The organism is Mesorhizobium monacense (assembly GCF_056781675.1).
Map to the genome: position 1 here is coordinate 2702498 of NZ_CM165567.1, position 25285 is coordinate 2727782.

Annotated in this window: 31 protein-coding genes; 16 read left to right on the forward strand and 15 right to left on the reverse strand. The window is 63.3% G+C overall.

Features of this window, described 5'->3' with window-relative positions; all coding sequences use genetic code 11:
- Positions 1 to 64 precede the first annotated feature (64 nt).
- The gene (locus tag AC1RUK_RS12985) at positions 65 to 877 is read right to left on the reverse strand and encodes a VOC family protein (protein ID WP_481835302.1); all 813 of its coding nucleotides are present in this window, start codon (positions 875 to 877) and stop codon (positions 65 to 67) included.
- A gap of 245 nt (positions 878 to 1122) precedes the next feature.
- Here AC1RUK_RS12985 and AC1RUK_RS12990 point away from each other — a divergent pair, with 245 nt between their 5' ends.
- Positions 1123 to 1680 (forward strand): RBBP9/YdeN family alpha/beta hydrolase, encoded by a 558-nt coding sequence (locus AC1RUK_RS12990; protein ID WP_481839518.1) that lies wholly within the window; start codon positions 1123 to 1125, stop codon positions 1678 to 1680.
- A gap of 27 nt (positions 1681 to 1707) precedes the next feature.
- Here the strand turns inward: AC1RUK_RS12990 and AC1RUK_RS12995 are convergent, their stop codons facing one another.
- Positions 1708 to 2481: an HpcH/HpaI aldolase family protein gene (locus tag AC1RUK_RS12995; protein WP_481835301.1), complete on the reverse strand. Its 774-nt coding sequence runs from the start codon at positions 2479 to 2481 to the stop codon at positions 1708 to 1710.
- A gap of 102 nt (positions 2482 to 2583) precedes the next feature.
- Entirely contained in the window at positions 2584 to 2904 is a 321-nt protein-coding gene (locus AC1RUK_RS13000; protein WP_006206037.1) for a DUF1476 domain-containing protein, read from the reverse strand.
- Between the two features lie 276 nt (positions 2905 to 3180).
- Between AC1RUK_RS13000 and purC the strand changes: the two genes are divergently transcribed.
- The 6 genes from purC to AC1RUK_RS13030 all read left to right on the forward strand — a co-directional run bounded on the left by purC (position 3181) and on the right by AC1RUK_RS13030 (position 6330).
- A complete protein-coding gene (gene purC / locus AC1RUK_RS13005; protein ID WP_008875498.1) occupies positions 3181 to 3975 on the forward strand; it encodes a phosphoribosylaminoimidazolesuccinocarboxamide synthase in 795 nt (264 codons plus the stop codon).
- Between the two features lie 68 nt (positions 3976 to 4043).
- On the forward strand, positions 4044 to 4283 hold the full coding sequence (purS, locus tag AC1RUK_RS13010) for a phosphoribosylformylglycinamidine synthase subunit PurS (protein ID WP_481835300.1): 240 nt from the start codon (positions 4044 to 4046) through the stop codon (positions 4281 to 4283).
- A gap of 85 nt (positions 4284 to 4368) precedes the next feature.
- Positions 4369 to 4557, forward strand: a complete 189-nt coding sequence (locus AC1RUK_RS13015; RefSeq protein ID WP_481835299.1) for a hypothetical protein — start codon at positions 4369 to 4371, stop codon at positions 4555 to 4557.
- Positions 4554 to 5222, forward strand: a complete 669-nt coding sequence (purQ, locus tag AC1RUK_RS13020; protein WP_481835298.1) for a phosphoribosylformylglycinamidine synthase subunit PurQ — start codon at positions 4554 to 4556, stop codon at positions 5220 to 5222. Before AC1RUK_RS13015 ends, purQ begins: the two co-directional genes overlap by 4 nt.
- A gap of 51 nt (positions 5223 to 5273) precedes the next feature.
- Entirely contained in the window at positions 5274 to 5684 is a 411-nt protein-coding gene (locus AC1RUK_RS13025) for a hypothetical protein (RefSeq protein WP_436174738.1), read from the forward strand.
- A gap of 4 nt (positions 5685 to 5688) precedes the next feature.
- A complete protein-coding gene (locus tag AC1RUK_RS13030) occupies positions 5689 to 6330 on the forward strand; it encodes a Pr6Pr family membrane protein (RefSeq protein ID WP_481835297.1) in 642 nt (213 codons plus the stop codon).
- A gap of 31 nt (positions 6331 to 6361) precedes the next feature.
- Here the strand turns inward: AC1RUK_RS13030 and AC1RUK_RS13035 are convergent, their stop codons facing one another.
- A complete protein-coding gene (locus tag AC1RUK_RS13035; RefSeq protein WP_481835296.1) occupies positions 6362 to 6613 on the reverse strand; it encodes a DUF1127 domain-containing protein in 252 nt (83 codons plus the stop codon).
- Between the two features lie 92 nt (positions 6614 to 6705).
- Here AC1RUK_RS13035 and AC1RUK_RS13040 point away from each other — a divergent pair, with 92 nt between their 5' ends.
- The 4 genes from AC1RUK_RS13040 (at position 6706) to AC1RUK_RS13055 (ending at position 11345) form a co-directional block, all read left to right on the forward strand.
- Complete coding sequence (locus AC1RUK_RS13040) at positions 6706 to 8115, forward strand: aminotransferase-like domain-containing protein (RefSeq protein ID WP_481835295.1); 1410 nt, start codon at positions 6706 to 6708, stop codon at positions 8113 to 8115.
- Positions 8116 to 8265: 150 nt separating this feature from the next.
- The gene (gene purL / locus AC1RUK_RS13045) at positions 8266 to 10497 is read left to right on the forward strand and encodes a phosphoribosylformylglycinamidine synthase subunit PurL (RefSeq protein ID WP_481840263.1); all 2232 of its coding nucleotides are present in this window, start codon (positions 8266 to 8268) and stop codon (positions 10495 to 10497) included.
- Positions 10494 to 11018, forward strand: a complete 525-nt coding sequence (locus tag AC1RUK_RS13050; protein ID WP_481835293.1) for a hypothetical protein — start codon at positions 10494 to 10496, stop codon at positions 11016 to 11018. Before purL ends, AC1RUK_RS13050 begins: the two co-directional genes overlap by 4 nt.
- 93 nt (positions 11019 to 11111) lie before the next feature.
- Positions 11112 to 11345, forward strand: a complete 234-nt coding sequence (locus AC1RUK_RS13055; RefSeq protein ID WP_023674714.1) for a BolA/IbaG family iron-sulfur metabolism protein — start codon at positions 11112 to 11114, stop codon at positions 11343 to 11345.
- A gap of 19 nt (positions 11346 to 11364) precedes the next feature.
- On the opposite strand, the gene AC1RUK_RS13060 is transcribed toward AC1RUK_RS13055, so the two are convergent.
- From AC1RUK_RS13060 to AC1RUK_RS13070, 3 genes are all read right to left on the reverse strand, one after another.
- Positions 11365 to 12564, reverse strand: a complete 1200-nt coding sequence (locus tag AC1RUK_RS13060; RefSeq protein ID WP_481835292.1) for a ZIP family metal transporter — start codon at positions 12562 to 12564, stop codon at positions 11365 to 11367.
- On the reverse strand, positions 12561 to 13691 hold the full coding sequence (locus tag AC1RUK_RS13065; RefSeq protein ID WP_481835291.1) for a multicopper oxidase domain-containing protein: 1131 nt from the start codon (positions 13689 to 13691) through the stop codon (positions 12561 to 12563). The genes AC1RUK_RS13060 and AC1RUK_RS13065 overlap by 4 nt, the downstream gene beginning before the upstream one ends.
- Before the next feature lie 119 nt (positions 13692 to 13810).
- Positions 13811 to 14611, reverse strand: coding sequence for a phosphodiester glycosidase family protein (locus AC1RUK_RS13070; RefSeq protein ID WP_481835290.1), 801 nt, complete (start codon positions 14609 to 14611; stop codon positions 13811 to 13813).
- 160 nt (positions 14612 to 14771) lie between these two features.
- Here AC1RUK_RS13070 and grxD point away from each other — a divergent pair, with 160 nt between their 5' ends.
- Positions 14772 to 15107 carry a Grx4 family monothiol glutaredoxin gene (gene grxD, locus AC1RUK_RS13075; protein ID WP_006206022.1) on the forward strand — a complete coding sequence of 112 codons (336 nt, stop codon included), beginning with the start codon at positions 14772 to 14774 and terminating at the stop codon, positions 15105 to 15107.
- A gap of 259 nt (positions 15108 to 15366) precedes the next feature.
- A complete protein-coding gene (locus AC1RUK_RS13080) occupies positions 15367 to 16527 on the forward strand; it encodes a multidrug effflux MFS transporter (RefSeq protein WP_481839517.1) in 1161 nt (386 codons plus the stop codon).
- Between the two features lie 81 nt (positions 16528 to 16608).
- Here the strand turns inward: AC1RUK_RS13080 and AC1RUK_RS34470 are convergent, their stop codons facing one another.
- The 8 genes from AC1RUK_RS34470 to AC1RUK_RS13120 form a co-directional block, all read right to left on the reverse strand.
- Positions 16609 to 17016 carry a UCP034077 family protein gene (locus AC1RUK_RS34470; RefSeq protein WP_488656673.1) on the reverse strand — a complete coding sequence of 136 codons (408 nt, stop codon included), beginning with the start codon at positions 17014 to 17016 and terminating at the stop codon, positions 16609 to 16611.
- 3 nt (positions 17017 to 17019) lie between these two features.
- Entirely contained in the window at positions 17020 to 17826 is an 807-nt protein-coding gene (locus AC1RUK_RS13090; protein WP_481835288.1) for an inositol monophosphatase family protein, read from the reverse strand.
- The gene (gene ttcA, locus AC1RUK_RS13095; RefSeq protein WP_481835287.1) at positions 17816 to 18709 is read right to left on the reverse strand and encodes a tRNA 2-thiocytidine(32) synthetase TtcA; all 894 of its coding nucleotides are present in this window, start codon (positions 18707 to 18709) and stop codon (positions 17816 to 17818) included. Before ttcA ends, AC1RUK_RS13090 begins: the two co-directional genes overlap by 11 nt.
- Positions 18710 to 18861: 152 nt before the next feature.
- Positions 18862 to 19479: a 30S ribosomal protein S4 gene (rpsD, locus tag AC1RUK_RS13100; RefSeq protein WP_481840264.1), complete on the reverse strand. Its 618-nt coding sequence runs from the start codon at positions 19477 to 19479 to the stop codon at positions 18862 to 18864.
- 391 nt (positions 19480 to 19870) lie between these two features.
- Positions 19871 to 20059, reverse strand: a complete 189-nt coding sequence (locus AC1RUK_RS13105) for a DUF3008 family protein (RefSeq protein WP_436174728.1) — start codon at positions 20057 to 20059, stop codon at positions 19871 to 19873.
- Positions 20060 to 20127: 68 nt separating this feature from the next.
- Positions 20128 to 20940, reverse strand: coding sequence for a glutamate racemase (murI, locus tag AC1RUK_RS13110; protein ID WP_481840265.1), 813 nt, complete (start codon positions 20938 to 20940; stop codon positions 20128 to 20130).
- A gap of 156 nt (positions 20941 to 21096) precedes the next feature.
- The gene (locus AC1RUK_RS13115; RefSeq protein WP_481835285.1) at positions 21097 to 21687 is read right to left on the reverse strand and encodes a DUF805 domain-containing protein; all 591 of its coding nucleotides are present in this window, start codon (positions 21685 to 21687) and stop codon (positions 21097 to 21099) included.
- A 78-nt stretch (positions 21688 to 21765) separates the two neighbouring features.
- Complete coding sequence (locus AC1RUK_RS13120; protein WP_481835284.1) at positions 21766 to 22617, reverse strand: RNA methyltransferase; 852 nt, start codon at positions 22615 to 22617, stop codon at positions 21766 to 21768.
- A 221-nt stretch (positions 22618 to 22838) separates the two neighbouring features.
- Between AC1RUK_RS13120 and AC1RUK_RS13125 the strand changes: the two genes are divergently transcribed.
- The 3 genes from AC1RUK_RS13125 to AC1RUK_RS13135 are packed head-to-tail and all read left to right on the forward strand — an operon-like array spanning position 22839 to position 25279.
- Positions 22839 to 24050, forward strand: coding sequence for an NADP-dependent isocitrate dehydrogenase (locus AC1RUK_RS13125; RefSeq protein ID WP_481840266.1), 1212 nt, complete (start codon positions 22839 to 22841; stop codon positions 24048 to 24050).
- 12 nt (positions 24051 to 24062) lie between these two features.
- A complete protein-coding gene (locus AC1RUK_RS13130; protein ID WP_481835282.1) occupies positions 24063 to 24683 on the forward strand; it encodes a glutathione S-transferase family protein in 621 nt (206 codons plus the stop codon).
- A gap of 14 nt (positions 24684 to 24697) precedes the next feature.
- Positions 24698 to 25279 carry a demethoxyubiquinone hydroxylase family protein gene (locus AC1RUK_RS13135; protein WP_481835281.1) on the forward strand — a complete coding sequence of 194 codons (582 nt, stop codon included), beginning with the start codon at positions 24698 to 24700 and terminating at the stop codon, positions 25277 to 25279.
- Positions 25280 to 25285: the final 6 nt, after the last annotated feature.

Here is a 25285-nt window from a genome sequence, read left to right on the forward strand (position 1 = left end):
TATCCAACAAAAAGGCCCGCCTGACTCTGTCGGGCGGGCCTTTTTTGTTCGATCGAGGCGATGGTCAGGCTTTGCCGGGAACGGTCCGGATCACCGTGCCCCACGGATCTTCGCGGGTCGTTTCGCCGGGCACATTGTCCGAGCGCATCTCGACCCAGGCCAAGCCCGAGCGGGCGGGATCGCGACGGCCGGCGCCGGAACTCTGCCAGGCATTGGCGCCGATATGGTGGTGATAGCCACCTGACGACAGGAACACTGCCTGGCCGCCATATTTGGCGACGGTATCGAAGCCGAACTCCTGGTTCCACCAGGCCTCGGCCTCCTCCGGCCTGCCGACGCGCAGATGCACGTGGCCGACAATGCTGTTTTCCGGCGCGCCCTGCCAGCCGGCGTCGCCGGCCGGAACGTCGGCGACAACCGACGGAATGTTCAGCCGCTCGGTCGCCATCGCGATCTTGTCGCCATTCCACTTCCAATCCTGCGGACGGCGGTCGGCATAGATTTCGATGCCGTTGCCCTCAGGGTCGGTCAGGTACAGCGCCTCGCTGACCAGATGGTCGGATGCGCCCTCGATGGCGATCTTGTTGGCGATGGCATGGTTGATCCAGCGGCCAAGGTCCGCGCGGCTGGGCAGTAGGAAGGCAGTGTGGAAAAGACCGGCGCTGCGCGGATCGTCGGGCTTTGCCGCCGCATCCGGCTCGATGACAAGCAATGGGCGATTGGCGGCACCGAGCGTGATCGCACCATCGGCGCGGCTCAACTCCTGCAGGCCGACGACCTGGCGATAGTAGGCAGCCAGGCTTTCGGCATCGCGCGCCCTCAACCCGACACGGGAAACGCTCACCGGAGTGGTGGCGGCAAAAGGCAGTTCGCTCATCATTGTCTCCGTTCGGGCGGCGCTCGACGAAGCTCCCAAAACCAGGAGCCCAGCGCCACCGATGATTGTACGTCGTGTCAGTGCCAAAATCCCGGTCCTTCACGGCTGTTTGTTGTCCCGTGTCAGATCGTCGATCGCAATCGTTCACACAAGATGGCAAGAAGCGAACAAGGTGTTCACCATTGTGATCAAAGAGCCCGCCCGACACGGTTGCACGAAGCAACCGCGCTCGCTACATGCGCGCCATGAAAGTCAAGGACGCAGATATTCTCATCGTGCCGGGTTACACCAATTCCGGTCCCGACCATTGGCAGAGCCGCTGGCAGTCGAAACTATCGACGGCGCGCCGGGTCGAGCAGGCGGAATGGTCGAAGCCGGTGCGCGAGGACTGGACGAAGAATGTCGCCAAGGCGGTCAACGAGGCCGAGCGGCCTGTCGTCATCGTCGCGCATTCGCTGGGCGTCGCGGCGGCAGTCCAGGCGATGCCACAATTCCAGCGCCCGGTCGCCGGGGCCTTTTTCGTGGCGCCGCCCGACGTCGCCAACCCCGATATCAGGCCGAGGCACCTGATGACCTTCGGCCCCTACCCGCGCGAGCCGCTGACCTTTCCTTCGGTGCTGATCGCCAGCCGCAACGACCCGTTCTGCGCCTTCGACGTCGCCGAGGACATTGCCGGAGCCTGGGGCTCATTGTTCATCGACGCCGGCGATGCCGGCCATCTCAACGCGGATTCCGGCTTCGGCCCTTGGCCGGAGGGCTCGATGACGTTCGCCAAATTCCTGACGGACCTCAAAGAGCCTTGAGCCAAACAGCGGGATCGCGCCGCGCTGTCAGTTGCCGATCGAATCCCGCATGCTCTTCAGCAGGGTCTTGGCGCCGAGCGCGATCAGCGCGTGGTCCGAGCCTATGGCCAGCAGCCGGTAGCCCATCGCTACGACACGGCCGGCGACAGCCGGCTCGATGACGTAGATCGCCGCATGCTTGCCGGCCTTGCGCGTGCGCTCGGCGATCGAGGCTACCGTCTCCATCATGCTTTCCAGCGTCGAATTGACGGTGGCGCCGTTCGACCAGGCGATCGAGAAATCCGACGGGCCGACAAAGATGCCGTCGATGCCTGGTGTGTCGAGGATGCCATCGAGCGCCTCGAAGGCGGCGCGGGTTTCGACCATCGCAAAGGCCATCGTGCGCTGGTTGGTGTCGCGCAGCCATTCGGCATGATCGCCCTTGCCGTGGCGCGGAAAGGCGTAGGTCGGCCCCCAGGAGCGCTCGCCCATTGGCGGATATTTCATCGCGGCAGCAAAAAGCCTGGCGTCGGCCACAGAATTCACCATCGGCGCGATCACTGCCTCGGCGCCGAAATCAAGCGCGCGGCTCGCCATGTCGAAACGGCCGACCGGAATGCGCACCAGCGCCGGCTTGTTGGCGGCGAGCACCGGCACCAGGCCGCGCAGCACGCTGTCCTCATGATGGCCGCCATGCTGCATGTCGAGCGTGACGGCGTCAAAGCCCTGTTTGGCGACGATTTCCACCGTGAGCGCGTCCGGCACTCCGGACCATGCGGTGAACAGCGTTTCATCGGCCGCCAGGCGTGACTTCAGGGACATCTAATCTTTCCTTGTTAACAATCGCAGTTTCAGCCCGAAACGGCGGCAAAGGCAAAGAAAAACCGCCCGGCTGGGCCGGGCGGTCGATTGGTCCAGGCTGGATCAGGTGTTCTTGATCTGCTCGATCGCCTGCGCCATCAGCTCATCCATTGTGCGGCGGATCTGATGATCGGACTGGGCTACGCCGGCCGCATCGAAATCCGCACGGATCTTGCGGAAAACGTCGTGATCGCCGGCTTCCTCGATGTCGGCCACGACCACTTCCTTGGCATAGGTTTCGGCATCGGCGCCCGACTTGCCGAGCTTCTCAGCCGCCCACAGGCCAAGTGCTTTGTTGCGGCGGGCCGAAGCCTTGAAGCGGAGTTCCTCATCGAAGGCGAATTTGCGCTCGAAGCCCTCTTCGCGGTCTTTCATGCTGCTCATGGCGTCCCTCCGGGTCAAATCCGATTCGTTGGCGGTGAATATGTGTGTTGCCGAAGCACAAACCAAAAGGCCGCGGGCCGGTCAATATACTACATCATTTGCTGCGCTGCGGCATTTCGATCCCGAAACTGGTTGATTGAAAGGATTTGCCGATTGAGCAAACAGTGCGATTGGGATAGACACCGGCATTGAACACCGCCGTCTGTACACTAATTTAGGCAGACGGAGAGGAACTGGTCGCTTGCCGCCTGCCCGGAAATCCAGAGAAAAAATCAGATGAAAAATCGCCGCCGCATTTATGAAGGCAAGGCCAAGATCCTCTATGAGGGCCCTGAGCCGGGGACGCTGATCCAGTTCTTCAAGGACGATGCCACCGCCTTCAACAAGAAGAAACACGAGGTCGTCGACGGCAAGGGCGTGCTCAACAACCGCATTTCCGAGCACATCTTCAACCACCTCAACCGGATGGGCATCCCGACCCACTTCATCCGCCGGCTCAATATGCGCGAGCAACTGATCAAGGAAGTCGAGATCATTCCGCTCGAAGTGGTCGTGCGCAACGTCGCCGCCGGGTCGCTGGCCAAGCGCCTCGGCATCGAGGAAGGCACCGTGCTGCCGCGCTCGATCATCGAATTCTATTACAAGGCCGATGCGCTCGACGACCCGATGGTGTCGGAAGAGCATATCACCGCCTTCGGCTGGGCAAGCCCGCAGGAGATCGACGACGTCATGGCGCTGGCCATCCGCGTCAACGACTTCCTTTCCGGCCTGTTCATGGGCGTCGGCATCCAGCTCGTCGACTTCAAGATCGAGTGCGGCCGCCTGTTCGAGGGCGACATGATGCGCATCGTCGTCGCCGACGAGATCTCGCCGGATTCCTGCCGGCTTTGGGACGTCGCAACCCAGGACAAGCTCGACAAGGACCGTTTCCGCCGCGACATGGGCGGTCTGGTCGAAGCCTATCAGGAAGTCGCCCGCCGCCTCGGCATCATGAACGAGAACGAGCCGCCGCGCCCGACCGGGCCGGTGCTGGTCGCGTCCAGCGAGCCGCCCAAGGGCATGAAGCACTAATTACCAAACCGGGCTTGCCGGTGACGGCGAGCCCGGCGCAGATTGTATTGATTTTCTCAGGAGCATCGATGAAAGCCCGTATCACCGTCACCCTCAAGAACGGCGTGCTCGACCCGCAAGGCAAGGCGATCGAACATGCGCTGTCCGGGCTGGGTTTTGACGGCGTCGGCCAGGTGCGCCAGGGCAAGGTCTTCGACGTCGAACTGGCCGAGACCGACACGGCCAAGGCCGAGGCCGATCTCAAGGCCATGTGCGACAAGCTTCTGGCGAACACGGTGATTGAGAATTATAGTGTGACGCTTACCTGAGGTTGTGCCGGAGGCATTATGCCAGAAATTGACGGAAGCCTGATATTTGAATGGCCTTAAGGCCATTCAAACACGGCTGGACAGAGTGGATTTGACACTCGGCGAGGTTAAGTCCGAGCTCGGCTCCATACGCGGCCACCTGATTGCCACCGAAAGCGACGTGAAAAACATCTACGGCGTACTGGCTCGCCAGGATGACCGCCTCGAACATATCGAACGCCGTTTAGACCTGCGCGAACTCGCCGAAGCCCAAAGGCCCTACGAACCGAAATGAAATCAGCCGTCGTCCTCCTGCCTGGCCTCAACCGCGACCGCGACATGATCGCGGCGCTGACCAAGATTTCCGGCAAAGCGCCGGCCACCGTCTGGCAGACCGACACCGAAATCCCCGATGTCGACCTGATTGCCATTCCGGGCGGCTTTTCCTTCGGCGACTATCTGCGCTGCGGCGCGATTGCCGCGCGCATGCCGGTCATGCGGGCGGTGGCCGAAAAAGCGGCCAAGGGCGTCATGGTCATCGGCGTTTGCAACGGCTTCCAGATCCTGGTCGAGGCCGGAATGCTGCCGGGCGCGCTGATGCGCAATTCGTCGCTGAAATTCGTCTGCCGGCAGGTGAAACTCAAGATCGACAACGCCAACACCATGTTCACCCGCCGCTACCAGCCGGGCCAGATCATCCGTTCGCCGGTGGCGCATCATGACGGCAATTACTTCGCCGATGCCGAAACGCTGGCCCGCGTCGAAGGCGAAGGACAGGTGGTGTTCCGCTACGCCGAAGGCACCAATCCCAACGGCTCGATCAACGACATTGCCGGCATCATCAACGACAAGGGCAATGTGCTCGGCCTGATGCCGCATCCCGAAAACCTGATCGAGGCGGCGCATGGCGGCAGCGACGGCCGTGCGCTGTTCGAAGGCGCCCTCGGCATCGCCGCCTGATTTTTTCCACCTGAAGAATCCCTTCTGAACGCGAGACAGGGCGGCCTGACCATGAGACTGACGATTGCTCGCCTCGCTCTCTTGGCCGCCACTGGTCTTGCGCTAGCCTCCTGCCAGTCGAGCCCGAAGAGCGCGCCAGTCCCGTCAGGCAAGAGCGCGTCGCTGCTTGCCATGGAACAGGTGGCGATCGCCGCCCACAAATGCTGGATCGCCAGCAAGGATCCGGCCTTCAAACCCTATCAGATGGCCAACGAGCTGAACTCGTTCAGCGGCACGCCGCGTTTCCTGCTGGTCCCGGCCAAGCACTATGGCGGCAAGCCGCTGCTGGTGGTGCAGGCGCAAGGCAATTCCAGCCGCATCGACGTGTTCGGTCCGCTGATGGCAGACCCGCTCGGCGCCCGCATCGGCTCCGACATCGCCCGTTGGCAGACGGGTAATTCCTCCTGTGCGGCGGCCGCATAGGGCAATGGGCCGCTTCCTGCAGATCGCGGGGCTGGTCATAGGTCTGATCGGGCTTGTCCTGCAGTTCTGCATCACCATCCCGGCGTCGATGGAAGCCGGCCGCAGCCTGCTCGGCTCCATCGTCTTCCTGTTCAGCTTCTTCACCATCCTGACCAATATCGGCGCCGTGCTCGTCCACACCTCGCTGCTGTCGTCGACCGGCTACGCCTGGCTGCCGGCCTTTGCTGGGCCGCGGGTACGGGCAGGCGTGGCGGTCGCCATCGCACTGGTCTTCATCATCTACGCAACGGTTCTGGCGCAGCTCTGGCAGCCGCAGGGGCTGTTCCTGCTCTGCGACGTGCTGCTGCATTATGTGACGCCGGTGCTGTTCGTGCTGTGGTGGCTGATCGCCGGCGCCGACGGCACGACGCGCTGGAGCGACATTTCCTGGTGGATGGTCTACCCGATCGCCTACCTGATTTATGCGCTGGCGCGGGCGCCGATTGCAGGCGAAGTGCCCTACCCGTTCCTCGACGTCGCCAAGAATAGCGCGGCCAGCGTCACTGTTTCGGCGCTGGCCGTTACCGGACTTTTTCTGGTGCTGTGCATCATCGCCGTCCTTGCCGACCACGCCGTCGCGCGCGCCAGGGGTTCAAAGACCCGTTAGACCTGCGCGGACGGTGCGAGCCCTGCTGGGCTCAATCCCAGAACGGCCTCAGACCTTCGCGATGGGCATCGCAGCGCGAGACGCCAATGTCCTTGAGCTGCTCGTTGGTCATTTCCAGCAAGGCCAGCCGGCTCCGCCTGCGCTCCAGCAGCCTGGCGATCCACGTGGTGAGCGAGCGGACCATATGCATGAGACGACGGACATGGGTCGGCCGTGCCGACGGGCGTTTCGCCTGTCCGATCCATTCAGTTTCCGCGTAGCGAATTGTCTCGATTGTATCCATTGTCATTCTGCCAAGAGTTGCAATTGTACCCATTTCTATGCACCTCGATATGGATTGACTCTTTATTTGGTGCAATATAGGAAATTGTCACCATGACAAATTGGCTTCCCGATCTCACTGCCGGCTCCGGCCCTCTGTACCAGCGTCTTGCTGACAGCATTGAGTCAGATATCGACCGCGGCGTCATCGACGCCGGCGCAAAACTGCCGCCGCAGCGCGATCTCGCCTATGACATCGGCACCACCGTCGGCACGGTCGGCAGGGCCTATCAGCTGCTGCGCGAGCGCGGGCTGGTCAGCGGCGAGGTCGGCCGCGGCACCTATGTGCTTGCCCAACAGTCTGAAGCGAAGCCCGATTTCCCGCCACCCGATGCGCAAGGCACGCGCTTTATCGACGCGCCGAGCGGCAAGCTGCGCTTCGACAGCACGGCCGCGCCCGACATCGGCCAGGGCGCCATCATCGCCGAGGTGCTGGCGCGCACAGCGCAGGAACATCCGCACGACATTTCGAGCTACACGCGGGATTTCCCGGCGCGCTGGTACGAGGCCGGCGCCCGCTGGCTGTCGCGGAATTCGTTCCGGCCGACCGCCGACGCCATCGTGCCGACACTCGGCACGCATGCGGCGGTGATGGCCGCGATTGCAGCACTCACCACGCCCGGCGACTATGTCGCCTTCGAGCACCTCACCTATTCGCAGATCTCGCGCAGCGCCGGCCTGATCGGCCGCAGGACCGCGCTAGTGTCATCCGACGAGGGCGGCATCGATCCCGACGATTTTGAGCGCGTCTGCGCGCAAAAGCACCCGAAGATGATGTTCTTGATGCCGACGGCCAAGAACCCGACGCTGGTGACGTTGTCGGCAGATCGCCGGCAGGCGATCGCGCGCATCGCCCGCCAGTACAATGTCGTGCTGATCGAGGACGATCTCTATGGCGACCTCACCGACGACCCGACGCCGCTGCTGGCGGAATATGCGCCCGAAAGAACCATCGTGGCCGGTGGCCTTTCTAAATCGGTCGCGGCTGGCGTTCGCGGCGGCTGGCTCGCCTGTCCGCCGGCCTACCGCCATCGCATCCGCGTCGCCCACAAGATGATGACCGGCGGCCTCCCCTTCCTGCTGGCCGAGGTCGGCTCGCGGCTGGTGCTGTCAGGCCAGGCCGGCGAGATCCGCAAGCGCTGCATCGCCGAAATCGGCGCGCGCATCTCCATCGTGCGCGAGACGCTCTCCGGTTTCGAATTCAAGGCCAAGGACAGCGTGCCTTTCGTCTGGCTTACCTTGCCCGATCCCTGGCTCTCCGGCACCTTCAAGAATGCCTGCCTCGAACATGGCGTGCTCATCGACGACGAGGACGAATTCAAGGCCGGCCGCTCCGAACAGGTCTTTCACGGCGTCCGTTTCGGCGTTTCGCAGCCGCGGCAAAGCAAGGATGTCGCCGGCGGCGTCGCGGTCATCCGGCGGCTGCTGGATGAAGGCCGCGCCGGCTACGACAGTTTTTCCTGATTTCGCCTGCCCTTCGCCGAGCCTGCCAGCGAGCAAGCGCCAGCCTGTGGTTTTCCGGCGTTTTTCCTCAAACGATGGGGTGTATCGCGCGGAAGCTTGCGATAAGAGGGGACTCAAAATCCCCGCTCCCATGGACACAAATCGCCGCCCATGACCATTTCCAATTCCGTGCCGATCACCCCGGAACTCATTGCCTCGCACGGGCTGAAGCCCGACGAATACCAGCGCATCCTCGACCTGGTCGGGCGCGAGCCGAGCTTCACCGAACTCGGCATCTTCTCGGCGATGTGGAATGAACATTGTTCCTACAAATCCTCGAAGAAGTGGCTGCGCACGCTGCCCACCACCGGGCCGCAGGTCATCCAGGGACCGGGCGAGAATGCTGGCGTGGTCGACATCGGCGACGGCGACTGCGTCGTCTTCAAGATGGAGAGCCACAACCATCCGTCCTATATCGAGCCCTATCAAGGTGCTGCGACCGGCGTCGGCGGCATTTTGCGCGACGTCTTCACCATGGGTGCGCGGCCGGTAGCTGCCATGAACGCGCTGCGCTTCGGCGCGCCGGATCATCCCAAGACCAGGCATCTGGTCGCCGGCGTGGTTTCCGGCGTCGGCGGCTACGGCAATTCCTTCGGCGTGCCGACGGTCGGCGGCGAGGTCAATTTCGACGCCCGCTACAATGGCAACATCCTGGTCAATGCCTTCGCTGCTGGCCTCGCCAAGACCGACGCCATTTTCCTGTCCGAGGCCAAGGGCGTCGGCCTGCCGGTCGTCTACCTCGGCGCCAAGACCGGGCGCGACGGCGTCGGCGGCGCCACCATGGCGTCGGCCGAATTCGACGACAAGATCGAGGAGAAGCGGCCGACCGTGCAGGTCGGCGATCCCTTCACCGAAAAGTGCCTGCTTGAGGCCTGCCTCGAGCTGATGGCCTCGGGTGCGGTCATCGCCATCCAGGACATGGGGGCGGCCGGCCTCACCTGCTCGGCGGTCGAGATGGGCGCCAAGGGCGACCTCGGCATCGAGCTCGACCTCGACAGAGTGCCGGTGCGCGAAGAGCGCATGAGCGCCTATGAGATGATGCTGTCGGAGAGCCAGGAGCGCATGCTGATGGTGCTGCGCCCGGAGAAAGAGAAGGAAGCCGAGGCGATCTTCCACAAATGGGGCCTCGACTTCGCCATCGTCGGCAAAACCACCGACGATCTGCGCTTCCGCGTGCTGCATCAGGGCGACGAGGTTGCCAATCTGCCGATCAAGGACCTGGGCGACCAGGCGCCGGAATATGACCGGCCCTGGGTCGAGCCGAAGAAGCCGGCGCCGCTGGCTGCCAGCGACGCGCCAAAGGCCGATGTCGCAGATGCTCTGCTCAAGATGCTCGGCGGGCCGGACCTCTCCTCGCGCCGCTGGGTGTGGGAGCAGTACGACACGCTGATCCAGGGCAATTCGCTGCAGCTTCCGGGCGGTGACGCCGGCGTGGTGCGTGTCGAGGGCCATCCGACCAAGGCGCTGGCCTTCTCCTCCGACGTGACGCCGCGCTATTGCGAGGCCGACCCCTATGAAGGCGGCAAGCAGGCGGTGGCCGAATGCTGGCGCAACCTCACCGCCACCGGCGCGCTGCCGCTGGCGGCCACCGACAACCTCAATTTCGGCAATCCGGAACGGCCCGAGATCATGGGCCAGCTGGTCGGCGCGGTGAAAGGCATTGGTGACGCCTGCCGGGCGCTGGGCTTCCCGATCGTTTCGGGCAATGTCTCGCTCTACAACGAAACCAACGGCCGCGGCATCCTGCCGACACCGACCATCGGCGGCGTCGGGCTGATCGCCGACTGGTCGAAGATGGCGCGGATCGGTTTTGCCGCCGAGGGCCAGATGATCGTGCTGGTCGGCGCGCCCGCGACATGGGGAACGCATCTTGGCCAATCCGCCTATATGCGCGACATCCACGGCCGCGCGGACGGCCCGCCGCCGCCGGTCGACCTCGAGCATGAAAAGCGCGTCGGCGACCATGTGCGGGCGCTGATCGCCTCCGGCGTGGTGACCTCGGCGCATGACGTCTCCGATGGCGGCATCGCGGTGGCGCTGGCCGAAATGGCGATGGCGTCGGGTATCGGCGCCACCATCCCCGGGTTGACCGCCACCGACCCTATCCCGGTCTGGTTCGGCGAAGACCAGGGCCGCTATCTGCTGACGCTGTCGATCAACTCGCAGAGCGGCGAATGGGACAAGATTCGCGATGAACAGGGCAAGCTCGGCATCTTCGCGCCGTGGATCGGCTCGACCGGCGGCAGCGAATTGAAACTCGGCGAAGCACGCGCGATCGCGATCAGCGAGCTGACCGCTGCCCATGAAGGCTGGTTCCCGCGCTTCATGGATCAGGCCATTTGACAAAGCTGGCTGCCCGGGCGCTGCTTGCAGTCGTTTTCTGGCCGTCGCTGTTCTTCTTCTGGTTTCTCGGGCCGTTCGTCTTTTTCCTGCTGTCGACGACCGGAAGCGAAGTTTGCCCCCGCCTGGAAACGCGGGCGGAGTTTCTTGCCGCCGCCAACGGCACCCTATTGATGCTGGCCGTCCAGAGCCTCGTCTATGCGGTTCCGATCCTGTGCCTGGTCCTCTGGGACCGGCTTGCACCGGAGCCGGCGCGGGCACGGCACATCGTCACCTGCATCAAGCTCTTTGCCGCTGCCGTCGTCATCGGCGTGCTGTGGGCGTATGGTTCCTCGCTCGTCTGCGACAGCTACGGCCAGGCGTTTTTCTCGCCGCTCTGGCAGTGGACGAGCTACCTTCCCATCGTCAGCGCGGTAATCAACGTTCCGCTTTACGTGCTGACCTTCAGCCTTGGCCGCGCTTTCTCGACACGCGAGGATGCGCCCGCGGATGAAGCAGTTCCTCCGGACCAGGACATTACGTGAGCCTTCATTTGTCTTTGGCGCTGGCAGACGGAACTGCTTCAATCCGAACGAGAAAGGCTTTAGGCTCACCCCGACTCTCACTAGGATTTTGCCATGGCAATGGACGCGCACGACATCGAACGGTTGATCAAGGAAGGCATTCCGGACGCCAAGGTGACGATTCGCGACCTCGCCGGCGATGGCGACCACTATGCAGCCGAAGTGGTGGCCGAGAGCTTTCGCGGCAAGAGCCGCGTCCAGCAGCACCAGATGGTCTATGACGCGCTGAAGGGCAATATGGGCGGCGTGCTGCATGCGCTGGCCTTGCAGACCAGCGTGCCCGACTGAACCTCGACACTGGCGCTGCCTAGATCTTCACCAGCATCGCCGTGAGGTACATGAAGCCAACTCCGGCTGCCAAACCAGCCATCGCGCTCGGTGCGAGCAATGCACGCGTGCCGTCACCCCGCTGACGAAGCTGCATCGAGACCAGCTCGACGATCACCTGCAGGATTGCGCCGGCGCCGACCGCCAGCGCCAGCGCCGACCATTGCGGGGCATAGGCGAGGCTGCCGATCCACAGGCCGATGACCGCGGGGCCGCCCGCAAGCAGCGTCAGCGCGGCGAAGGTCCGCAATGGCGGGCGCTGCTTCAGGATCGGGGCGGCGATGCCGATACCCTCGGTGATGTTGTGCAATGTGAAGCCGAGCACGAGGAAGGTGCCGAGCCCCGCAGCACCCGAGGCGAAGGCGGCGCCGATCGCCAGCCCTTCGCCGAGATTGTGCAGGCCGATGCCGAGCGCGATGAAGGTGGCCAAAGCCACACCGGTCGGCGTCCCGCTCCGCCGGCCCGCCGCCATCAGCAGCAGGAAACTGGCGGCGGCGGCAAGCACGATCATCGTCGGACCCTGGAACAGGGCGGCGGCTTCGCCCGCCAGTTCGAACGCATCCTCCAGGGCATCGACGAACAGGAAGGCGAGCAGCCCGACGGTCAGCGACAGAAGAAAGTCCATGCCGTTCCGTCCGACGCCGCGGAGCGCGGGATAGAACATCAGGCCGATCGCCACAGGCAGGATGCCGACGAAGGCGCCAAGCACCGCCTGTGCGGCGAAGCTCAGCGAATCGCGCGTCGGCGTCGGCACGGCGACGGCGATCTCGTGCCCGAACGTCGTCCCGGTGCTGGTCACGACGTTGATCGCATGCGCCTCCCCCAGCACCCAGGGGTATGGCAGGCTGATCCAGGCGGTGGCGCCGCGCGCGATCGGTCCCGGCGGATCCTGCGTGAACTGCCAGTAGGCATCGTCAACCTGGACCTGCGCAATGGTCATCGGTTCCGATCCGCCGGCCCGGACGAGGACGCGGATGCCATCCGCCCCCAGGATCGTCCGCTCGAAAGTGAGGTTCTCGACCGGTGGCGCGCCATTGCGGAAGCTCGACAGCGGGTCCGAGGAGATCAGCCAGGCGATGGCCAGCCCGAGCACGACGAGCGGCAGCGCGACCCAAAGCAGATAGGCCGACCTTGGACGGTCTGCGCGTGTGTCGGCGGAAGCCCGGCTCAGATCGGTCACGACACGGCCTCCACGACGTCGAACATGCCGGACCAGCCAAGTTCGGTGAATTCCGACTGGTGAGGATGGAACATGTAGAGGCCCGGTTCGTGCTCCCGGAAATGGAACTCGAGGATGCCGCGCTCGGCCTGGCACTGGGTAATCAGGTCGACGGTCTTGAGCGTCGGGGTGAGCGTCGTGCCCTGATTGTAGTAGTCGAAGAAATTGGCGTGCAGGTGGAAGGAGTTGATCGGATCGAACTCGACGACATTGACGAGATAGATGCGGACCGGCTTGTTCTTCAGCACCCGGATCGGCTTCTTCGCATAGGCATGGGCGACCGTGTTGACGGCGTAGACCTCGTTCTCGTTGTCGAAGTTGGTGTCGAAGGCATTCATGACCATCACGAATTCCTGCCAGCCGGCATTCTCGGGCGTGCCGAGCAGGCGCGAGCGGGCGACCGCTTCGTGCTCCGGATGCCTGGCCGGATCGGGATCGATCACGAAGGCGCCGTACATGCCCTTCTGGATGTGCCGCTTCAGCGGCAGGGCGTGGCAGTGGTAGAGATGACAGCCGAACGGTCTGGCGTCGAACTCGTAGACGAACTCCTCGCCTGGCCCGATCAGGCCAGCGCCCGGAACCCCGTCCATGCGCGCGGCATGGATGCCGTGAAAATGCATCGAATGCGGATGCGAGCCCTGGTTGCGGAAGACGATCCTCAGGCGCTCGCCTTCGGTCGCACGTAAAGTCGGTCCCGGCACACGGCCATTGTAGGTCCATGCCGGGAACATGATGCCGGGCGCGATCTCGATCTCCTTGTCCTCGGCCGTGACCTCGAAGGTGCGCAGCGTCCGCCCGTCCGGCAACATCGACACCGTCCCGGTGTACCAGTCGCTCAGCAGCTTCGATGGATCGAAGCCGTTGCGGGCATCGTCGACCTCGCCGACCGTGATCATCGCGCCATGGGCCGAGAGATGCGCCTGCTGCCCTTCAGCGGCGGCGGCAGCCGGCATCTCGTGACCGGCATGGCTTGTCTGCCCGCGGGCGGCACTCGCCGCGACTGCCGTGCCGCCGGCAGCCAAAAGGCCACCGGCCAGAAGCAGCCTTCGATCGAGCTTTCGCTCCAGCAAGGATTTCGTCTCGCTCATGCCTGCATTCCTCCAGATCGCGGCGAGGATAGCGTATGCTTCAAGATTTAGCTATAGCTATATTTCAGGCGACAGCCGTTTGATGCCGAACAAGGCGGACGAAGGCATTCTTCCGGGGGCTACTCGGGCTTTTTTGCCGACACGGCGATGATCGGCCCCGCCGGATATTTCCCGCCGACGATCATCCTCTCGCCGTCCGACAGCGCCGAGACCGCGCCGTCGAGAAACAGCGCGTTGGAGCAGCCGAGCTTGTCACGGAACAGCCGCGCGAAGCTGCCGAGGCTGACCGCCGAGCGCGCGATCGCCAGCACGACCGTATTCGCGTCACGCACGCCGACACCGTTGCGGATGTAGCGCGACGTGCCGTTCGGCTCGAAGCGCGGGTGATTCTGGCCGTCGATGACCAGCATCGGCCCGGATTGCGTGGCAAACGCCACGTCCGGCCTGGCGGCGGCATAGGCGTTCGTCTCCATGACCGCCGCCTTGCCGTCCTTGCCGACCAGGAACACGCCGTTGGGCTTCAGGAAGAAATTGCCCTCGCTGTCGGCGAGATTCAGTGGCGATTTCTGAATACCATCCTCGACCAGAAGGCCGACCGGCGTCAGGTCTTCGTGATACATGCCGGCATTCATGGCGAGCAGCACCGGCCTGCCCTCACTCGCCATCGCCTTGTCGAAAGCCTCCAGCGAGCCGAAGGGCTTTGCGTCCGCGCCGGCATGCAAGATCTCAATGCTCTGGGCACGAAGGTCGATCTCGCAGACGACATAGGACACGGCCTCGAACCCGACATCCCGGCAGGGTGCCGGCAACTCGCCGACGACCAGGGACGGCGGCGCGGGGCGTCTCGGCCACCAGACCAGAGCGATACTGGCCAGCAGGATGGCGATCAGGATCGCGGCGCCATATCGTCTTTTCATCATGTCCCGGAGAAGGCAGTTGGCTCAGATGCTTGGCCCAACATCGGCGATCCTTTGCGCCATTTCCGCGGCGGCGGCGCAAACATCTTGTTTCGGTCAACCTATGGGTTTATTTGATGGCTATGTTTCGAGCCTGACTCCCACAGGCGTGAAAGGATCCTCCATGAGCGGTATCAACGACTACATCGACAGCGAAGTGAAGAGCAACGACGTGGTGCTCTTCATGAAGGGCACGCCCGGTTTTCCGCAGTGCGGTTTCTCCGGCCAGGTGGTCCAGATCCTCGACTATATCGGGGCCGACTATAAAGGCGTCAACGTGCTCGACTCGGCGGAATTGCGCCAGGGCATCAAGGAATATTCCAACTGGCCGACCATTCCGCAGCTCTATGTCAAGGGCGAGTTCGTCGGTGGTTGCGACATCGTGCGCGAGATGTTCCAGGCGGGTGAACTGCAGACGTTCCTCGTCGAAAAGGGCGTCAGCGTCAAAGGCGCCGCCTGATTCTTTTGCGCATGTCGTAGCCCCGAAACCGCGCACGCCTTTGGGCGACATGCATTAGGGTTTGAGGCGCCGGGGCAGCCCCCACCTCGGCAAACTTTCATCTCCCCGCCAAGGGGCAAAGACAAATCCACGCGCCGGTTCGCCGGCGCATCTTCGTTTCAAGATCGGACTTGCCGTGGAACAGCACGTACAGGCGCCGCAGCAGACAAGCAGCCTGCCTATTCCGCGCTGGGAATTCATCGCGCTGTGCGCGGCGCTGATGGCGCTCAACTCCTTGGCCATCGACATCATGCTGCCGGCGCTGCAGCAGATCGGCGCCTCGCTCGGCGTCGTCAACGAAAACCACCGCCAGTATGTCATCACCGCCTACATTCTGGGCTTTGGCGGCGGACAGCTTTTCTTCGGGCCGGTCTCCGACCGTTTCGGGCGCCGCCCTCCGCTTGTCGCCGGGCTGATCATCTATGTGCTGGCGGCCGGCGCGGCGGCAATCGCCCCGTCTTTCGCGACGCTGCTCCTGCTCAGGATGGTGCAAGGCATCGGTGCGGCCGCCACGCGCGTCATCGCCGTCTCGATCGTGCGCGATACGTTCGACGGCAGGCGCATGGCCGAGGTGATGTCGCTGATCTTCATGGTGTTCATGGCCATTCCCGTGGTGGCGCCGGGCATCGGCCAGTTCATCATGCTGTTTGCCTCCTGGCACTGGATCTTCATCACCATGGCCATCGGCGCGCTGATCGTGTCCGCATGGTCGCTGCTGCGCCTGCCCGAAACGCTGCATCCCGAATATCGCCGGCCGCTGACGGCCGCATCGATCGTCGGCGGTTTTCGCATCGTGCTGACCAACCGGATTGCGCTCTGCTATGCCTTCGCCAGCACCTTCATCTTTGGCGCCATGTTCGGCTTCATCGCCTCGGCCCAGCAGATTTATGTCGACGTGTTCAATGTCGGCGAGATGTTTCCGGTCATCTTCGCCGGCGTCGCGGCAGTGCTTGCCTTCTCCAACTATCTGAACTCGCGTCTTGTCGGCCGCATCGGCATGCGCCGCCTGTCGCAGAGCGCGCTGCTCTTGTTCCTGGTGATCAGCCTTGCATGGCTAGTCGTGTCGCTGGAAATGAAGATGCCGCTTTGGCTGTTCATCGCCTTCTTTGCTTGCGCGATGGTGCCGTTCGGAGCGCTCGGCGCCAATTTCAACGCTTTGGCCATGGAGCCGCTCGGGCAGTTGGCCGGCACGGCGTCGTCCATTCTGGGTTTCATGCAAACCTTCCTCGGCGGCATCCTCGGCACGCTGATCGGCCAGGCTTTCAACGGTACGGTGACGCCTTTAGCCGCCGGCTTCTGCAGCGTCTCGGTCGCGGCATTGCTGATGATCTTCATCGCCGAGCGCGGCAAGATGTTCCAGCCGCACAACCCGCCCGTTTGATGCGCGCGCGGGCGCGCTCTAATTTTTTGTTTTGCGCGTGTCGTTGTCCCAAAACCGCTGCCCATTTTTGGGCGACACGCTTCAAGAGGCCCTTTCAAAGGTTGCCGTGAAGCGAGGGGCAAGCATACGCCCTGCGATTGCTCCACCCATGCTGTCCGAAAAGGGCAATGGCAGAGCCTCGTCGAGTGCCTTGAGGATGGAGGCCACGAAGGCCCGGTTCAACGCGCTGTCGGTTCCCAGATCAGAAAAGGTCGCGCGCGGCCTGCCGATGAGTGTGCCATCCCGGCGAAGCGAGAACCGCAATGTCAGGGACATGCCCGCGCTTCCGCGCGGCGGCTTCCAGCAAGCATAGATAGCGGCCGACATCTCCTTCAAGGTGTCGACGGGATCAGGACCGCGACAGGTGCGCTGTTGCGCGCCTGCTTCGCTGGAACCGGCAACCAGGGCGATGGCAAGGGCCGCTGCGACAAGTGCGGACCGAGATTTCATCGCCTATTCGGCCCAGAGTTCGCGGCGCAACTCTTGCCAGCTTTCCCTGTCGGGTGCGACGAGCAAGCCACCGTCGAGATGCGAAGGCCGGTAGGGGCTGCCGCCGGCCTCGGTGTGGATCAGCGCGCCGGCAAGATGGTCCCACGGCATCAGCTTGTTGTAGACGACGAAATGGGCGTGGCCGCTGGCCAGCAGGCGGTATTCGTGCGCCGCGCAGCGATAGCCGAATTGCGAGAGCGACTTGGTCTGGTTGCGCGCCAGTCGCGAGCGTTCCGGCTCCGGCATGTACTGCCATGACACCGCACCGGTCATTCCCGAGATCGGCACCGGTTCCGCGACATGCACCTTTTCCAGGCTGCCATGGGCGTGACGAATATGGCTGCCGGCGCCTCGGGCGCCGATCAGCCAGTCCTTGCCGACCGGGTCGTGTATGATGCCGGCGACGGTCTCGCCCTTGACCACGACAGCCAGCATGACGCCGAACAGCGGCACGCCGGAGGCGAAGTTGAAAGTGCCGTCGACCGGATCGATGACGAAGGCGAGATCGGCATCGCCGAGGCCGCCAAGCAGCGCCGGATTGTCGGAGCAGGCTTCCTCGCCGACGATCATGGCCTCAGGATAGCGCTCATGCAGCCTGGCGGTGATCAGCCGCTCGGCATTGACGTCGGCTTCGGTGACCAGGTCGGCGGCCGAGGTCTTCTGGCGGATGTCGCCCTCACCCAGCCGGCGAAAGCGCGGCATGATCTCGGCTTTGGCGACGTCGGACAGCAGGTCGGCGAGCCGGTCGATCGCATTGTCGTCAAATGTCATCGGGATTGTCTTGCCGGAGATCTGGAGTTTCGTTGAGAGCGGCGAAATCGAACAGTTTTCGGTCGAGCAGATGCGAGGGCCGCACATTGGCCATGGCGCGGATCATCGTGTCCTTGCGGCCAGGCATGCGCTTTTCCAGGTCGTCCAGCATCGCCTTCATGGCGTTGCGCTGCAGGCCTTCCTGGCTGCCGCAGAGGTCGCAAGGGATGATCGGGAACTTCATGGCGGCTGCGAATTTCTCGAGATCGGCCTCGGCGTTATAGGCTAGCGGCCGCAGCACCATGACGTCGCCGTCGTCGTTGAGCAATTTTGGCGGCATGGCGGCAAGGCGGCCGCCATGGAAGAGGTTCATGAAGAAGGTTTCGAGGATATCCTCGCGGTGGTGGCCGAGCACAAGTGCCGCGCAGCCCTCCTCGCGCGCGATGCGATAGAGATGGCCGCGCCGCAGCCGCGAGCACAGCGAGCAGTAGGTGCTGCCCTCGGGCAGCTTGTCGGTGACCACCGAATAGGTGTCTTGGTACTCGATGCGGTGCGGGATGCCGTTTCTGTCGAGATAGTCCGGCAATATGTGCTTCGGGAAATTCGGCTGGCCCTGGTCCAGATTGCAGGCCAGAAGCTCGACCGGCAGCAGCCCGCGCCATTTGAGATCGAGCAGCACGGCGAGTAGGCCGTAGGAATCCTTGCCGCCGGATAGCGCTACCAGCCAGCGGTCGCCGGGCCTGACCATGGCGTAATCCTCGATCGCCTGGCGGGTGAGCCGCAGCAGCCGCTTGCGCAGCTTGTTGAACTCGACGGAAGACGGCACGTCGGCAAACAGCGGATGAAAGCCGCCCTCGGCGTCGGCAACCGGTTCAAATGAATCGGCGTCTGGCAACATGTTCATGACGCATCGGTCCAAATCTCTGCTGCGCCCGGATTAGCGCATCGGCCCGGAAATCGAAATCGGTTTTTGGCCCTCGGTTCGCAAAGCGCGATGCACAAAAGAAAAGGCCGCCTCGACGGGCGGCCTTCGATGGTTTCGCTGAATGCGTTCGATCAGCGCGAATAGAATTCGACGACCAGGTTCGGTTCCATCTGCACGGCGAACGGAACGTCCGACAGGCCGGGGATGCGCGCGAAGGTTGCGACCATCTTGTTGTGATCGGCTTCGATGTAATCGGGCACGTCGCGCTCGGCGAGGCCAACCAATTCCAGCACGATCACCAGTTGCTTCGACTTCTCGCGCACTTCCACGACGTCGCCCGGCTTGCAGCGGTACGAGCCGATGTTGACGCGCTTGCCGTTGACGTTGACGTGGCCGTGGTTGACGAACTGGCGGGCTGCGAAAATGGTCGGCACGAACTTGGCGCGGTAGACGACCGCGTCGAGACGCAACTCGAGCAGGCCGATCAGGTTCTCCGAGGTGTCGCCCTTGCGGCGGTCGGCCTCTTCATAGACCTTGCGGAACTGCTTTTCCGAAACGTCGCCATAGTGACCCTTCAGCTTCTGCTTGGCGCGCAGCTGCAGGCCGAAATCGGAAAGTTTGCCCTTGCGGCGCTGGCCGTGCTGGCCGGGGCCGTATTCACGCTTGTTGACCGGGGACTTCGGGCGGCCCCAGATGTTTTCGCCGAGACGGCGGTCGATCTTGTACTTCGCGGATTCGCGCTTGCTCATCGCATTCCCTTTCAAAACAAACCACCCGGAACCTCATGGTCCGGGTGAAGGAAACGCGCCCTCCTCTGGCCTCCGTTTTCGAGACCTGACAGGGTTTTCCACGCAACGCGACGGAAAACCCACGGGACACGTCAGTTCAAACAAGACCAAGGAAACGAAAAACCTGATTTCCCTGAGGTCTTACCATGCAAAATAAACGACCGGGCATTGCGGCCCGGTGTTGGAGCGCTGGTTAAACGGAGATTTAACCGGTGTCAAGCTCGCGACTGGCGCCGGCGGTGGCGACGATATAGCGTCTCAGGGTTGAGTGCGGTGCCGAATGTAGCGGGAGGTTGCGCCGGCGGCATTTGAGCGACGTGCGTCCATTCGGACGCACAACGTCTGAATTCCTTCAATGCTTCGATTTCTTCGCGGGCAGCCCCTTGCGCCGGGTCTCGGCGAATTCCTCGAGCTGCTTTTCGCTCATCGATTCGAACATTTCCTTCGATGCGCCTTTGAGCTCGCTCTTCTTCGTCTCGCCGCGCTTGGCGGACAGTGCCGCGCCGGCAGCCATTTGCTGGGCTTTCGAGGTGGCTGGCATAATCGGTTCTCCCGTTTGCTATAGGAGGAAAACGCAGCTGTCCCCGATGATGTTCCCGGTGCCGGCGATCAAGACATCGCCAGCCCAAAGCCCTGCAGCAACCGGCGGGTCGGGAAATCGGTTCTGTTCGAGGTGAAGACGGCAAGGTCGGCGCCTTCCGGCAATATCTCGCCGCGCCCGTTGGGATCAATGTCGGCGAGAAGCGAAACCGCGCGGCGCGCGATCGCTTCGGCGGGATCGAGCCAATCGACCGGCCAAGGTGCCGTCTTGCGCATGCGGTTCGCCAGAAAGGGATAGTGGGTGCAGGCAAGCACGACGATGTCGGTGCGCAGCTCGTCGCGCTCGACGAAACACGGCGCGATCTCGGCGCGCACGGCCTCTTCGTCGACGAAGCCGTCGCGCATGTAGATTTCAGCCAATGGTGCCAGGCGGTCGGAGCCGACCAGCCGCACATGGCATTTCGAGGCCCATTTGCTGATCAGGTCGCGCGTATATTGGCGCTTGACGGTGCCGGGCGTGGCCAGCACCGAGACCAGGCCCGAGCGCGTGCGCTCCGCCGCCGGCTTGATCGCCGGCACCATGCCGACGAAAGGATGGCCGGGGAATCGCTCGCGCAAGGCTTCGATGACCAGCGTCGACGCCGTGTTGCAGGCGATCACCGAAATGGCCGGCGCAAACCGGTCGAGCAGCCTTGCGAACAGTTCCAGTACATGGGCCCTGAGCGCCGGCTCCTCCCAGGCGCCATAGGGGAAAGCCGCATCGTCGGCGACATAGACGAAGCGGCGATCGGGCATCAGCACGCGCGCCTCGCGCAGCACGGTGAGGCCGCCAACGCCGGAATCGAACATCAGGATCGGGCGGTGGCTTGATCGATCGTTCATTGTCATCGGATCACAAGAAGGCTGGGGACCACAAGAAGAGGCTGGCCCGTGATGCGGCCAATGGTGCTTCTATCGCGAACGATCATGATCTTGAAGTGGCGAATGCCAGCAAGTTTTGCGCAGTTCCGGGCGAAGAACCAATCTTCCTGGAGCTGCCTAGAGTCCACGCTTGCCGAAGCCGGCGGGCCGTGGCCGACCGATCGGCTGGGCGACCGGCGCGGCGGTGCGCGGGGCAGACGGTGCCGCGCTCGCGGCCATCCTGCCGCCGCCCGCAGGCGCGGGAACGGCGCCATCGAAATCGAAAACGGATGTCAGTTCGTCAATATCGACGCCGCCTGCCGGTTTCGCCACCAGGATCGTTACCCAGAGGCCAAATATGGAGAGGCCGAGCAGGTTCAAGCCGCCGGGAACACTCTCCGGATTGCCGAAATCGATGACTAGCAGAGTGCCTGCCTGCAGGACCGCGTAGATGGTGGAGAACACGATGTAGGCCCACAGGATCCAACCGCGTCCGTTGGCGTCGCGGCTGCGGCGCCAGGCGATGTTGCCGCGCAGCAGCACAAACACCAGAGACATGACCAGGATGACGCCAGCCATACCCTGCCGCGACGGGCCAGGTGTCGAATTGATCAGCCCCTCGAAGCCAATTGTTCCCGCGATGCAGACGACGATCGCCACAATCTCCGCCACCGTCGCGGCGAGAGAGTAAAGAAAGAAGCGCAAACGACCGATACTGGACGTAACCATCCAACACCCCCAGTTTTGAGAACGTTGGACGAAACCGAATAAGATTCGGTTACTGGCGAGCCTCAAGTTTAACCGGTTCTATTCTTCCTTGTCCGGCGACTGGATTCGCGCCGCTGCTGCAGGAAGCCGCCTTGGATCGTCTCCCGGCGAACCGTCTCCACGCGGCATCGCCGGTGAAAACCTGTCGAGCGATGAGATGATGCCGCGCAGCACCTTGAGTTCCGGCTCGGCGAAACCGGCGCGCGTCAGCACCGCGCGCAGATTGTCGACCATCTTCGGCTTCTTCTGCGCCGGGCGGAAATAGCCGCGCGCTTCGAGCGCGCCTTCCAGATAGGTGAACAGGCCGTGCAATTGCTCCTTGGTCGCCGGCAGCATTTCGGGGCCGGAGAAATTGGTCTTCGTCTCGTCCTCGAGGCCAGACTTCATCCATTCATAGGACATCAGAAGTGCCGCCTGGGCGATGTTGAGCGAGGAGAAGGCGGGATCGACCGGAAAGGTGACGATCTCGTCGGCCAGTCCCACCTCGTCATTGTAGAGCCCAAAACGCTCGCGGCCGAACAGGATGCCGGTGCGCTGGCCGGCCGTGTGACGTGCCCGCAGCGCCCTGCCCGCTTCGACCGGCCCGCGCACGGCCTTGAATCCGTCGCGCTCGCGCGCCGTGGTGGCGAAGACGAAGTTGAGATCGGCGACCGCCGAGGTGAGATCGTCGAACACTTTGACGGCATCGATGACATGGTCGGCGCGGCTCGCGGCAGCACGCGCCTTCTCGCTCGGCCAGCCGTCGCGCGGATTGACCAGACGCAGCTCGGCAAGACCGAAATTCGCCATGGCGCGCGCAACCATGCCGATATTCTCGCCAAGCTGCGGCTCGACGAGGATGATCGCCGGGCCGGCGGCGGCGGTGTTGCTGGGATTTTCGTCGGCTGACATCGTCGTCAATGAACTGCTGTTTGCGGCATTTCAGCGTCCCCTGCCATATTCAGCCGCGAAAATGAAGCTCTCGCAAGGAACGGCCGATGCCCCGATCGAGCCGGCCGGTGCGGATCGCCGTTTGCGCGGCCAAAAATGCTTTGATATACGGGCCGCATCCCCGGCCGAAAGCCATGCGGGCAGGCCGTTCCGATATCCCCCAGCAACGAGGCATTCTTTCCATGGCGAAGATCAAGGTGGCGAACCCGGTCGTCGAACTCGACGGCGACGAGATGACCCGCATCATCTGGCAGTTCATCAAGGACAAGCTGATCCACCCCTATCTCGACCTCACGCTCGACTATTACGACCTCGGCGTCGAGCACCGCGACGCCACCAATGACCAGGTGACCATCAACTCGGCCAACGCCATCAAGAAATACGGCGTCGGCGTAAAATGCGCGACGATCACCCCCGACGAGCAGCGCGTCGAGGAATTCAAACTGAAGAAGATGTGGAAGTCGCCGAACGGCACCATCCGCAACATCCTCGGCGGCACCATCTTCCGCGAGCCGATCATCATGAAGAACGTGCCGCGCCTGGTGCCCGGCTGGACCAAGCCTATCATCGTCGGCCGTCACGCTTTCGGCGACCAATACCGCGCCACCGATTTCCGCTTCCCCGGCAAGGGCAAGCTGACGATCAAGTTCGTCGGCGAGGACGGCACGGTGATCGAGCACGACGTGTTCGACGCGCCGGCGGCCGGCGTCGCCATGGCCATGTACAATCTCGACGAGTCGATCCGCGAGTTCGCCCGCGCCTCGCTGAATTACGGCCTGCTGCGCAACTATCCGGTCTACCTGTCGACCAAGAACACCATCCTCAAGGCCTATGACGGCCGCTTCAAGGACATTTTTCAGGAGGTCTACGAGGCCGAGTTCGAAGCCGAGTTCAAGGCGAAGAGGCTATGGTACGAGCACCGGCTGATCGACGACATGGTGGCTTCCAGCCTGAAATGGTCGGGCGGCTATGTCTGGGCCTGCAAGAACTATGACGGCGACGTGCAGTCCGACACGGTGGCGCAGGGTTTCGGGTCGCTCGGCCTGATGACCTCGGTGCTGATGACGCCGGACGGCAAGACGGTGGAGGCGGAAGCCGCGCACGGCACCGTCACCCGCCACTACCGCCAGCACCAGAAGGGCGAGGAGACCTCGACCAACTCGATCGCCTCGATCTTCGCCTGGACGCGCGGGCTGGCCCACCGCGCCAAGCTCGACGACAATGCCGAGCTGAAGCGCTTTGCCGAGACGCTGGAAAAAGTCTGCATCCAGACGGTCGAGAGCGGCTTCATGACCAAGGACCTGTCGCTGCTGATCGGCCCCGACCAGCCCTGGCTGTCGACCACCGGCTTTCTCGACAAGATCGACGAGAATTTGCAGAAGGCGATGGCCTGACGGGCAATCGCGATGGGCAAGCCCATCGTCTACGGGGCGGACTATAGCGTCTATGTGCGCATCGTCCGCCTCGCACTCGAGGAAAAGGGCATCGACTACGAGCTTGTGCCCGTCGATGTCTTCGCCGCGAGCGGCATTCCGGCCTGGTATATCGAGCACCATCCATTCGGCCGCATCCCGGCCTTCGAGCATGACGGGTTTCGCCTGTTCGAGGCGAGCGCGATCGCGCGTTTTGTGGACGAGTCCTTCGAGGGTCCGACGCTGCAGCCGAAAGACGCGCGCGGCCGGGCGCGGATGAACCAGATCATCGGCATGCCCGATGCCTATGGCTATCGGTCGATGGTCTGGGATGTCGCCGTCGAACGGCTGGAGAATACGCCGCCGGACGAGGCCCTGATCGCCACCGGGCTGAGGCAGGCGGAGACGGTGCTACGGGTGCTCACTTCACTCAAGGCTCCAGGCCCATGGCTGCTGGGCAGCGATTTGACGCTGGCCGACCTGCACGCGGCGCCAATCGTCGCCTATTTCGTCAAGGTCGCGGAAGGGCAAAAGCTGCTGGCCGAGTTCCCCGATATCCAGGCGTGGTGGACACACATCGCGGCACGTCCAGGCTTTGCCAACAGGTTGACATAGGTCCGGGCGCGTCCATGGCTGGCCTTTCTCACCAGGACGCACTCACCGTGGCCAGAATAGTCAGGGTCAACCACGCCGGCGAGTTCGGGGCGATCAGAATCTATTCGGCGCAGATTCTTGTCGCGAAACGTTTCTGGCCGGATTGCGTGCCGTCCCTGTCGGAGATGCTAGGGCACGAGCGCAATCACTGTGCTGCCTTCCGTGCCGCCATGCCGCCGCGGCATTCGCGACCGTGCCGGGTGATGCAATTCTGGAGCTTGGGCGGCTGGCTGCTGGGTTTTGTGACGGCTCTGCTCGGACCGCAAGGCATCTGGGCCTGCACGGCCGCTGTGGAAGCGGCGGTGCATCGCCATCTGGACGACCAGTTGTTCTTTCTGATGGACCGCGATCGTGAGTTGCACGGCATCATCCTGGCGATCCGCGAGGAAGAGCTCGCCCATCTCCATCACGCCGAAGAGCAGCTGAAATCGCCCGGCCCGTTGTTGAACCTTCTGCGAGCGATGATTTCAATCGCCACGGATTGCCTGATCTGGCTGTCCACCTGGGGTGACTCCAGCAGAATGACGCACGCGCTGAAGGCGGCAAAGCAAAGCTAGGCGGCG

What these genes read in the sequence shown, in the direction of transcription:
- AC1RUK_RS12985 (WP_481835302.1), bottom strand. Translation starts at nt 877, where the DNA reads ATGAGCGAACTGCCTTTTGCCGCCACCACTCCGGTGAGCGTTTCCCGT.
- AC1RUK_RS12990 (WP_481839518.1), top strand. Translation starts at nt 1,123, where the DNA reads ATGAAAGTCAAGGACGCAGATATTCTCATCGTGCCGGGTTACACCAAT.
- AC1RUK_RS12995 (WP_481835301.1), bottom strand. Translation starts at nt 2,481, where the DNA reads ATGTCCCTGAAGTCACGCCTGGCGGCCGATGAAACGCTGTTCACCGCA.
- AC1RUK_RS13000 (WP_006206037.1), bottom strand. Translation starts at nt 2,904, where the DNA reads ATGAGCAGCATGAAAGACCGCGAAGAGGGCTTCGAGCGCAAATTCGCC.
- purC (WP_008875498.1), top strand. Translation starts at nt 3,181, where the DNA reads ATGAAAAATCGCCGCCGCATTTATGAAGGCAAGGCCAAGATCCTCTAT.
- purS (WP_481835300.1), top strand. Translation starts at nt 4,044, where the DNA reads ATGAAAGCCCGTATCACCGTCACCCTCAAGAACGGCGTGCTCGACCCG.
- purQ (WP_481835298.1), top strand. Translation starts at nt 4,554, where the DNA reads ATGAAATCAGCCGTCGTCCTCCTGCCTGGCCTCAACCGCGACCGCGAC.
- AC1RUK_RS13025 (WP_436174738.1), top strand. Translation starts at nt 5,274, where the DNA reads ATGAGACTGACGATTGCTCGCCTCGCTCTCTTGGCCGCCACTGGTCTT.
- AC1RUK_RS13030 (WP_481835297.1), top strand. Translation starts at nt 5,689, where the DNA reads ATGGGCCGCTTCCTGCAGATCGCGGGGCTGGTCATAGGTCTGATCGGG.
- AC1RUK_RS13035 (WP_481835296.1), bottom strand. Translation starts at nt 6,613, where the DNA reads ATGGATACAATCGAGACAATTCGCTACGCGGAAACTGAATGGATCGGA.
- AC1RUK_RS13040 (WP_481835295.1), top strand. Translation starts at nt 6,706, where the DNA reads ATGACAAATTGGCTTCCCGATCTCACTGCCGGCTCCGGCCCTCTGTAC.
- purL (WP_481840263.1), top strand. Translation starts at nt 8,266, where the DNA reads ATGACCATTTCCAATTCCGTGCCGATCACCCCGGAACTCATTGCCTCG.
- AC1RUK_RS13055 (WP_023674714.1), top strand. Translation starts at nt 11,112, where the DNA reads ATGGCAATGGACGCGCACGACATCGAACGGTTGATCAAGGAAGGCATT.
- AC1RUK_RS13065 (WP_481835291.1), bottom strand. Translation starts at nt 13,691, where the DNA reads ATGAGCGAGACGAAATCCTTGCTGGAGCGAAAGCTCGATCGAAGGCTG.
- AC1RUK_RS13070 (WP_481835290.1), bottom strand. Translation starts at nt 14,611, where the DNA reads ATGATGAAAAGACGATATGGCGCCGCGATCCTGATCGCCATCCTGCTG.
- grxD (WP_006206022.1), top strand. Translation starts at nt 14,772, where the DNA reads ATGAGCGGTATCAACGACTACATCGACAGCGAAGTGAAGAGCAACGAC.
- AC1RUK_RS13080 (WP_481839517.1), top strand. Translation starts at nt 15,367, where the DNA reads ATGGCGCTCAACTCCTTGGCCATCGACATCATGCTGCCGGCGCTGCAG.
- AC1RUK_RS34470 (WP_488656673.1), bottom strand. Translation starts at nt 17,016, where the DNA reads ATGAAATCTCGGTCCGCACTTGTCGCAGCGGCCCTTGCCATCGCCCTG.
- AC1RUK_RS13090 (WP_481835288.1), bottom strand. Translation starts at nt 17,826, where the DNA reads ATGACATTTGACGACAATGCGATCGACCGGCTCGCCGACCTGCTGTCC.
- ttcA (WP_481835287.1), bottom strand. Translation starts at nt 18,709, where the DNA reads ATGAACATGTTGCCAGACGCCGATTCATTTGAACCGGTTGCCGACGCC.
- rpsD (WP_481840264.1), bottom strand. Translation starts at nt 19,479, where the DNA reads ATGAGCAAGCGCGAATCCGCGAAGTACAAGATCGACCGCCGTCTCGGC.
- AC1RUK_RS13105 (WP_436174728.1), bottom strand. Translation starts at nt 20,059, where the DNA reads ATGCCAGCCACCTCGAAAGCCCAGCAAATGGCTGCCGGCGCGGCACTG.
- murI (WP_481840265.1), bottom strand. Translation starts at nt 20,940, where the DNA reads ATGAACGATCGATCAAGCCACCGCCCGATCCTGATGTTCGATTCCGGC.
- AC1RUK_RS13115 (WP_481835285.1), bottom strand. Translation starts at nt 21,687, where the DNA reads ATGGTTACGTCCAGTATCGGTCGTTTGCGCTTCTTTCTTTACTCTCTC.
- AC1RUK_RS13120 (WP_481835284.1), bottom strand. Translation starts at nt 22,617, where the DNA reads ATGTCAGCCGACGAAAATCCCAGCAACACCGCCGCCGCCGGCCCGGCG.
- AC1RUK_RS13125 (WP_481840266.1), top strand. Translation starts at nt 22,839, where the DNA reads ATGGCGAAGATCAAGGTGGCGAACCCGGTCGTCGAACTCGACGGCGAC.
- AC1RUK_RS13130 (WP_481835282.1), top strand. Translation starts at nt 24,063, where the DNA reads ATGGGCAAGCCCATCGTCTACGGGGCGGACTATAGCGTCTATGTGCGC.
- AC1RUK_RS13135 (WP_481835281.1), top strand. Translation starts at nt 24,698, where the DNA reads ATGGCTGGCCTTTCTCACCAGGACGCACTCACCGTGGCCAGAATAGTC.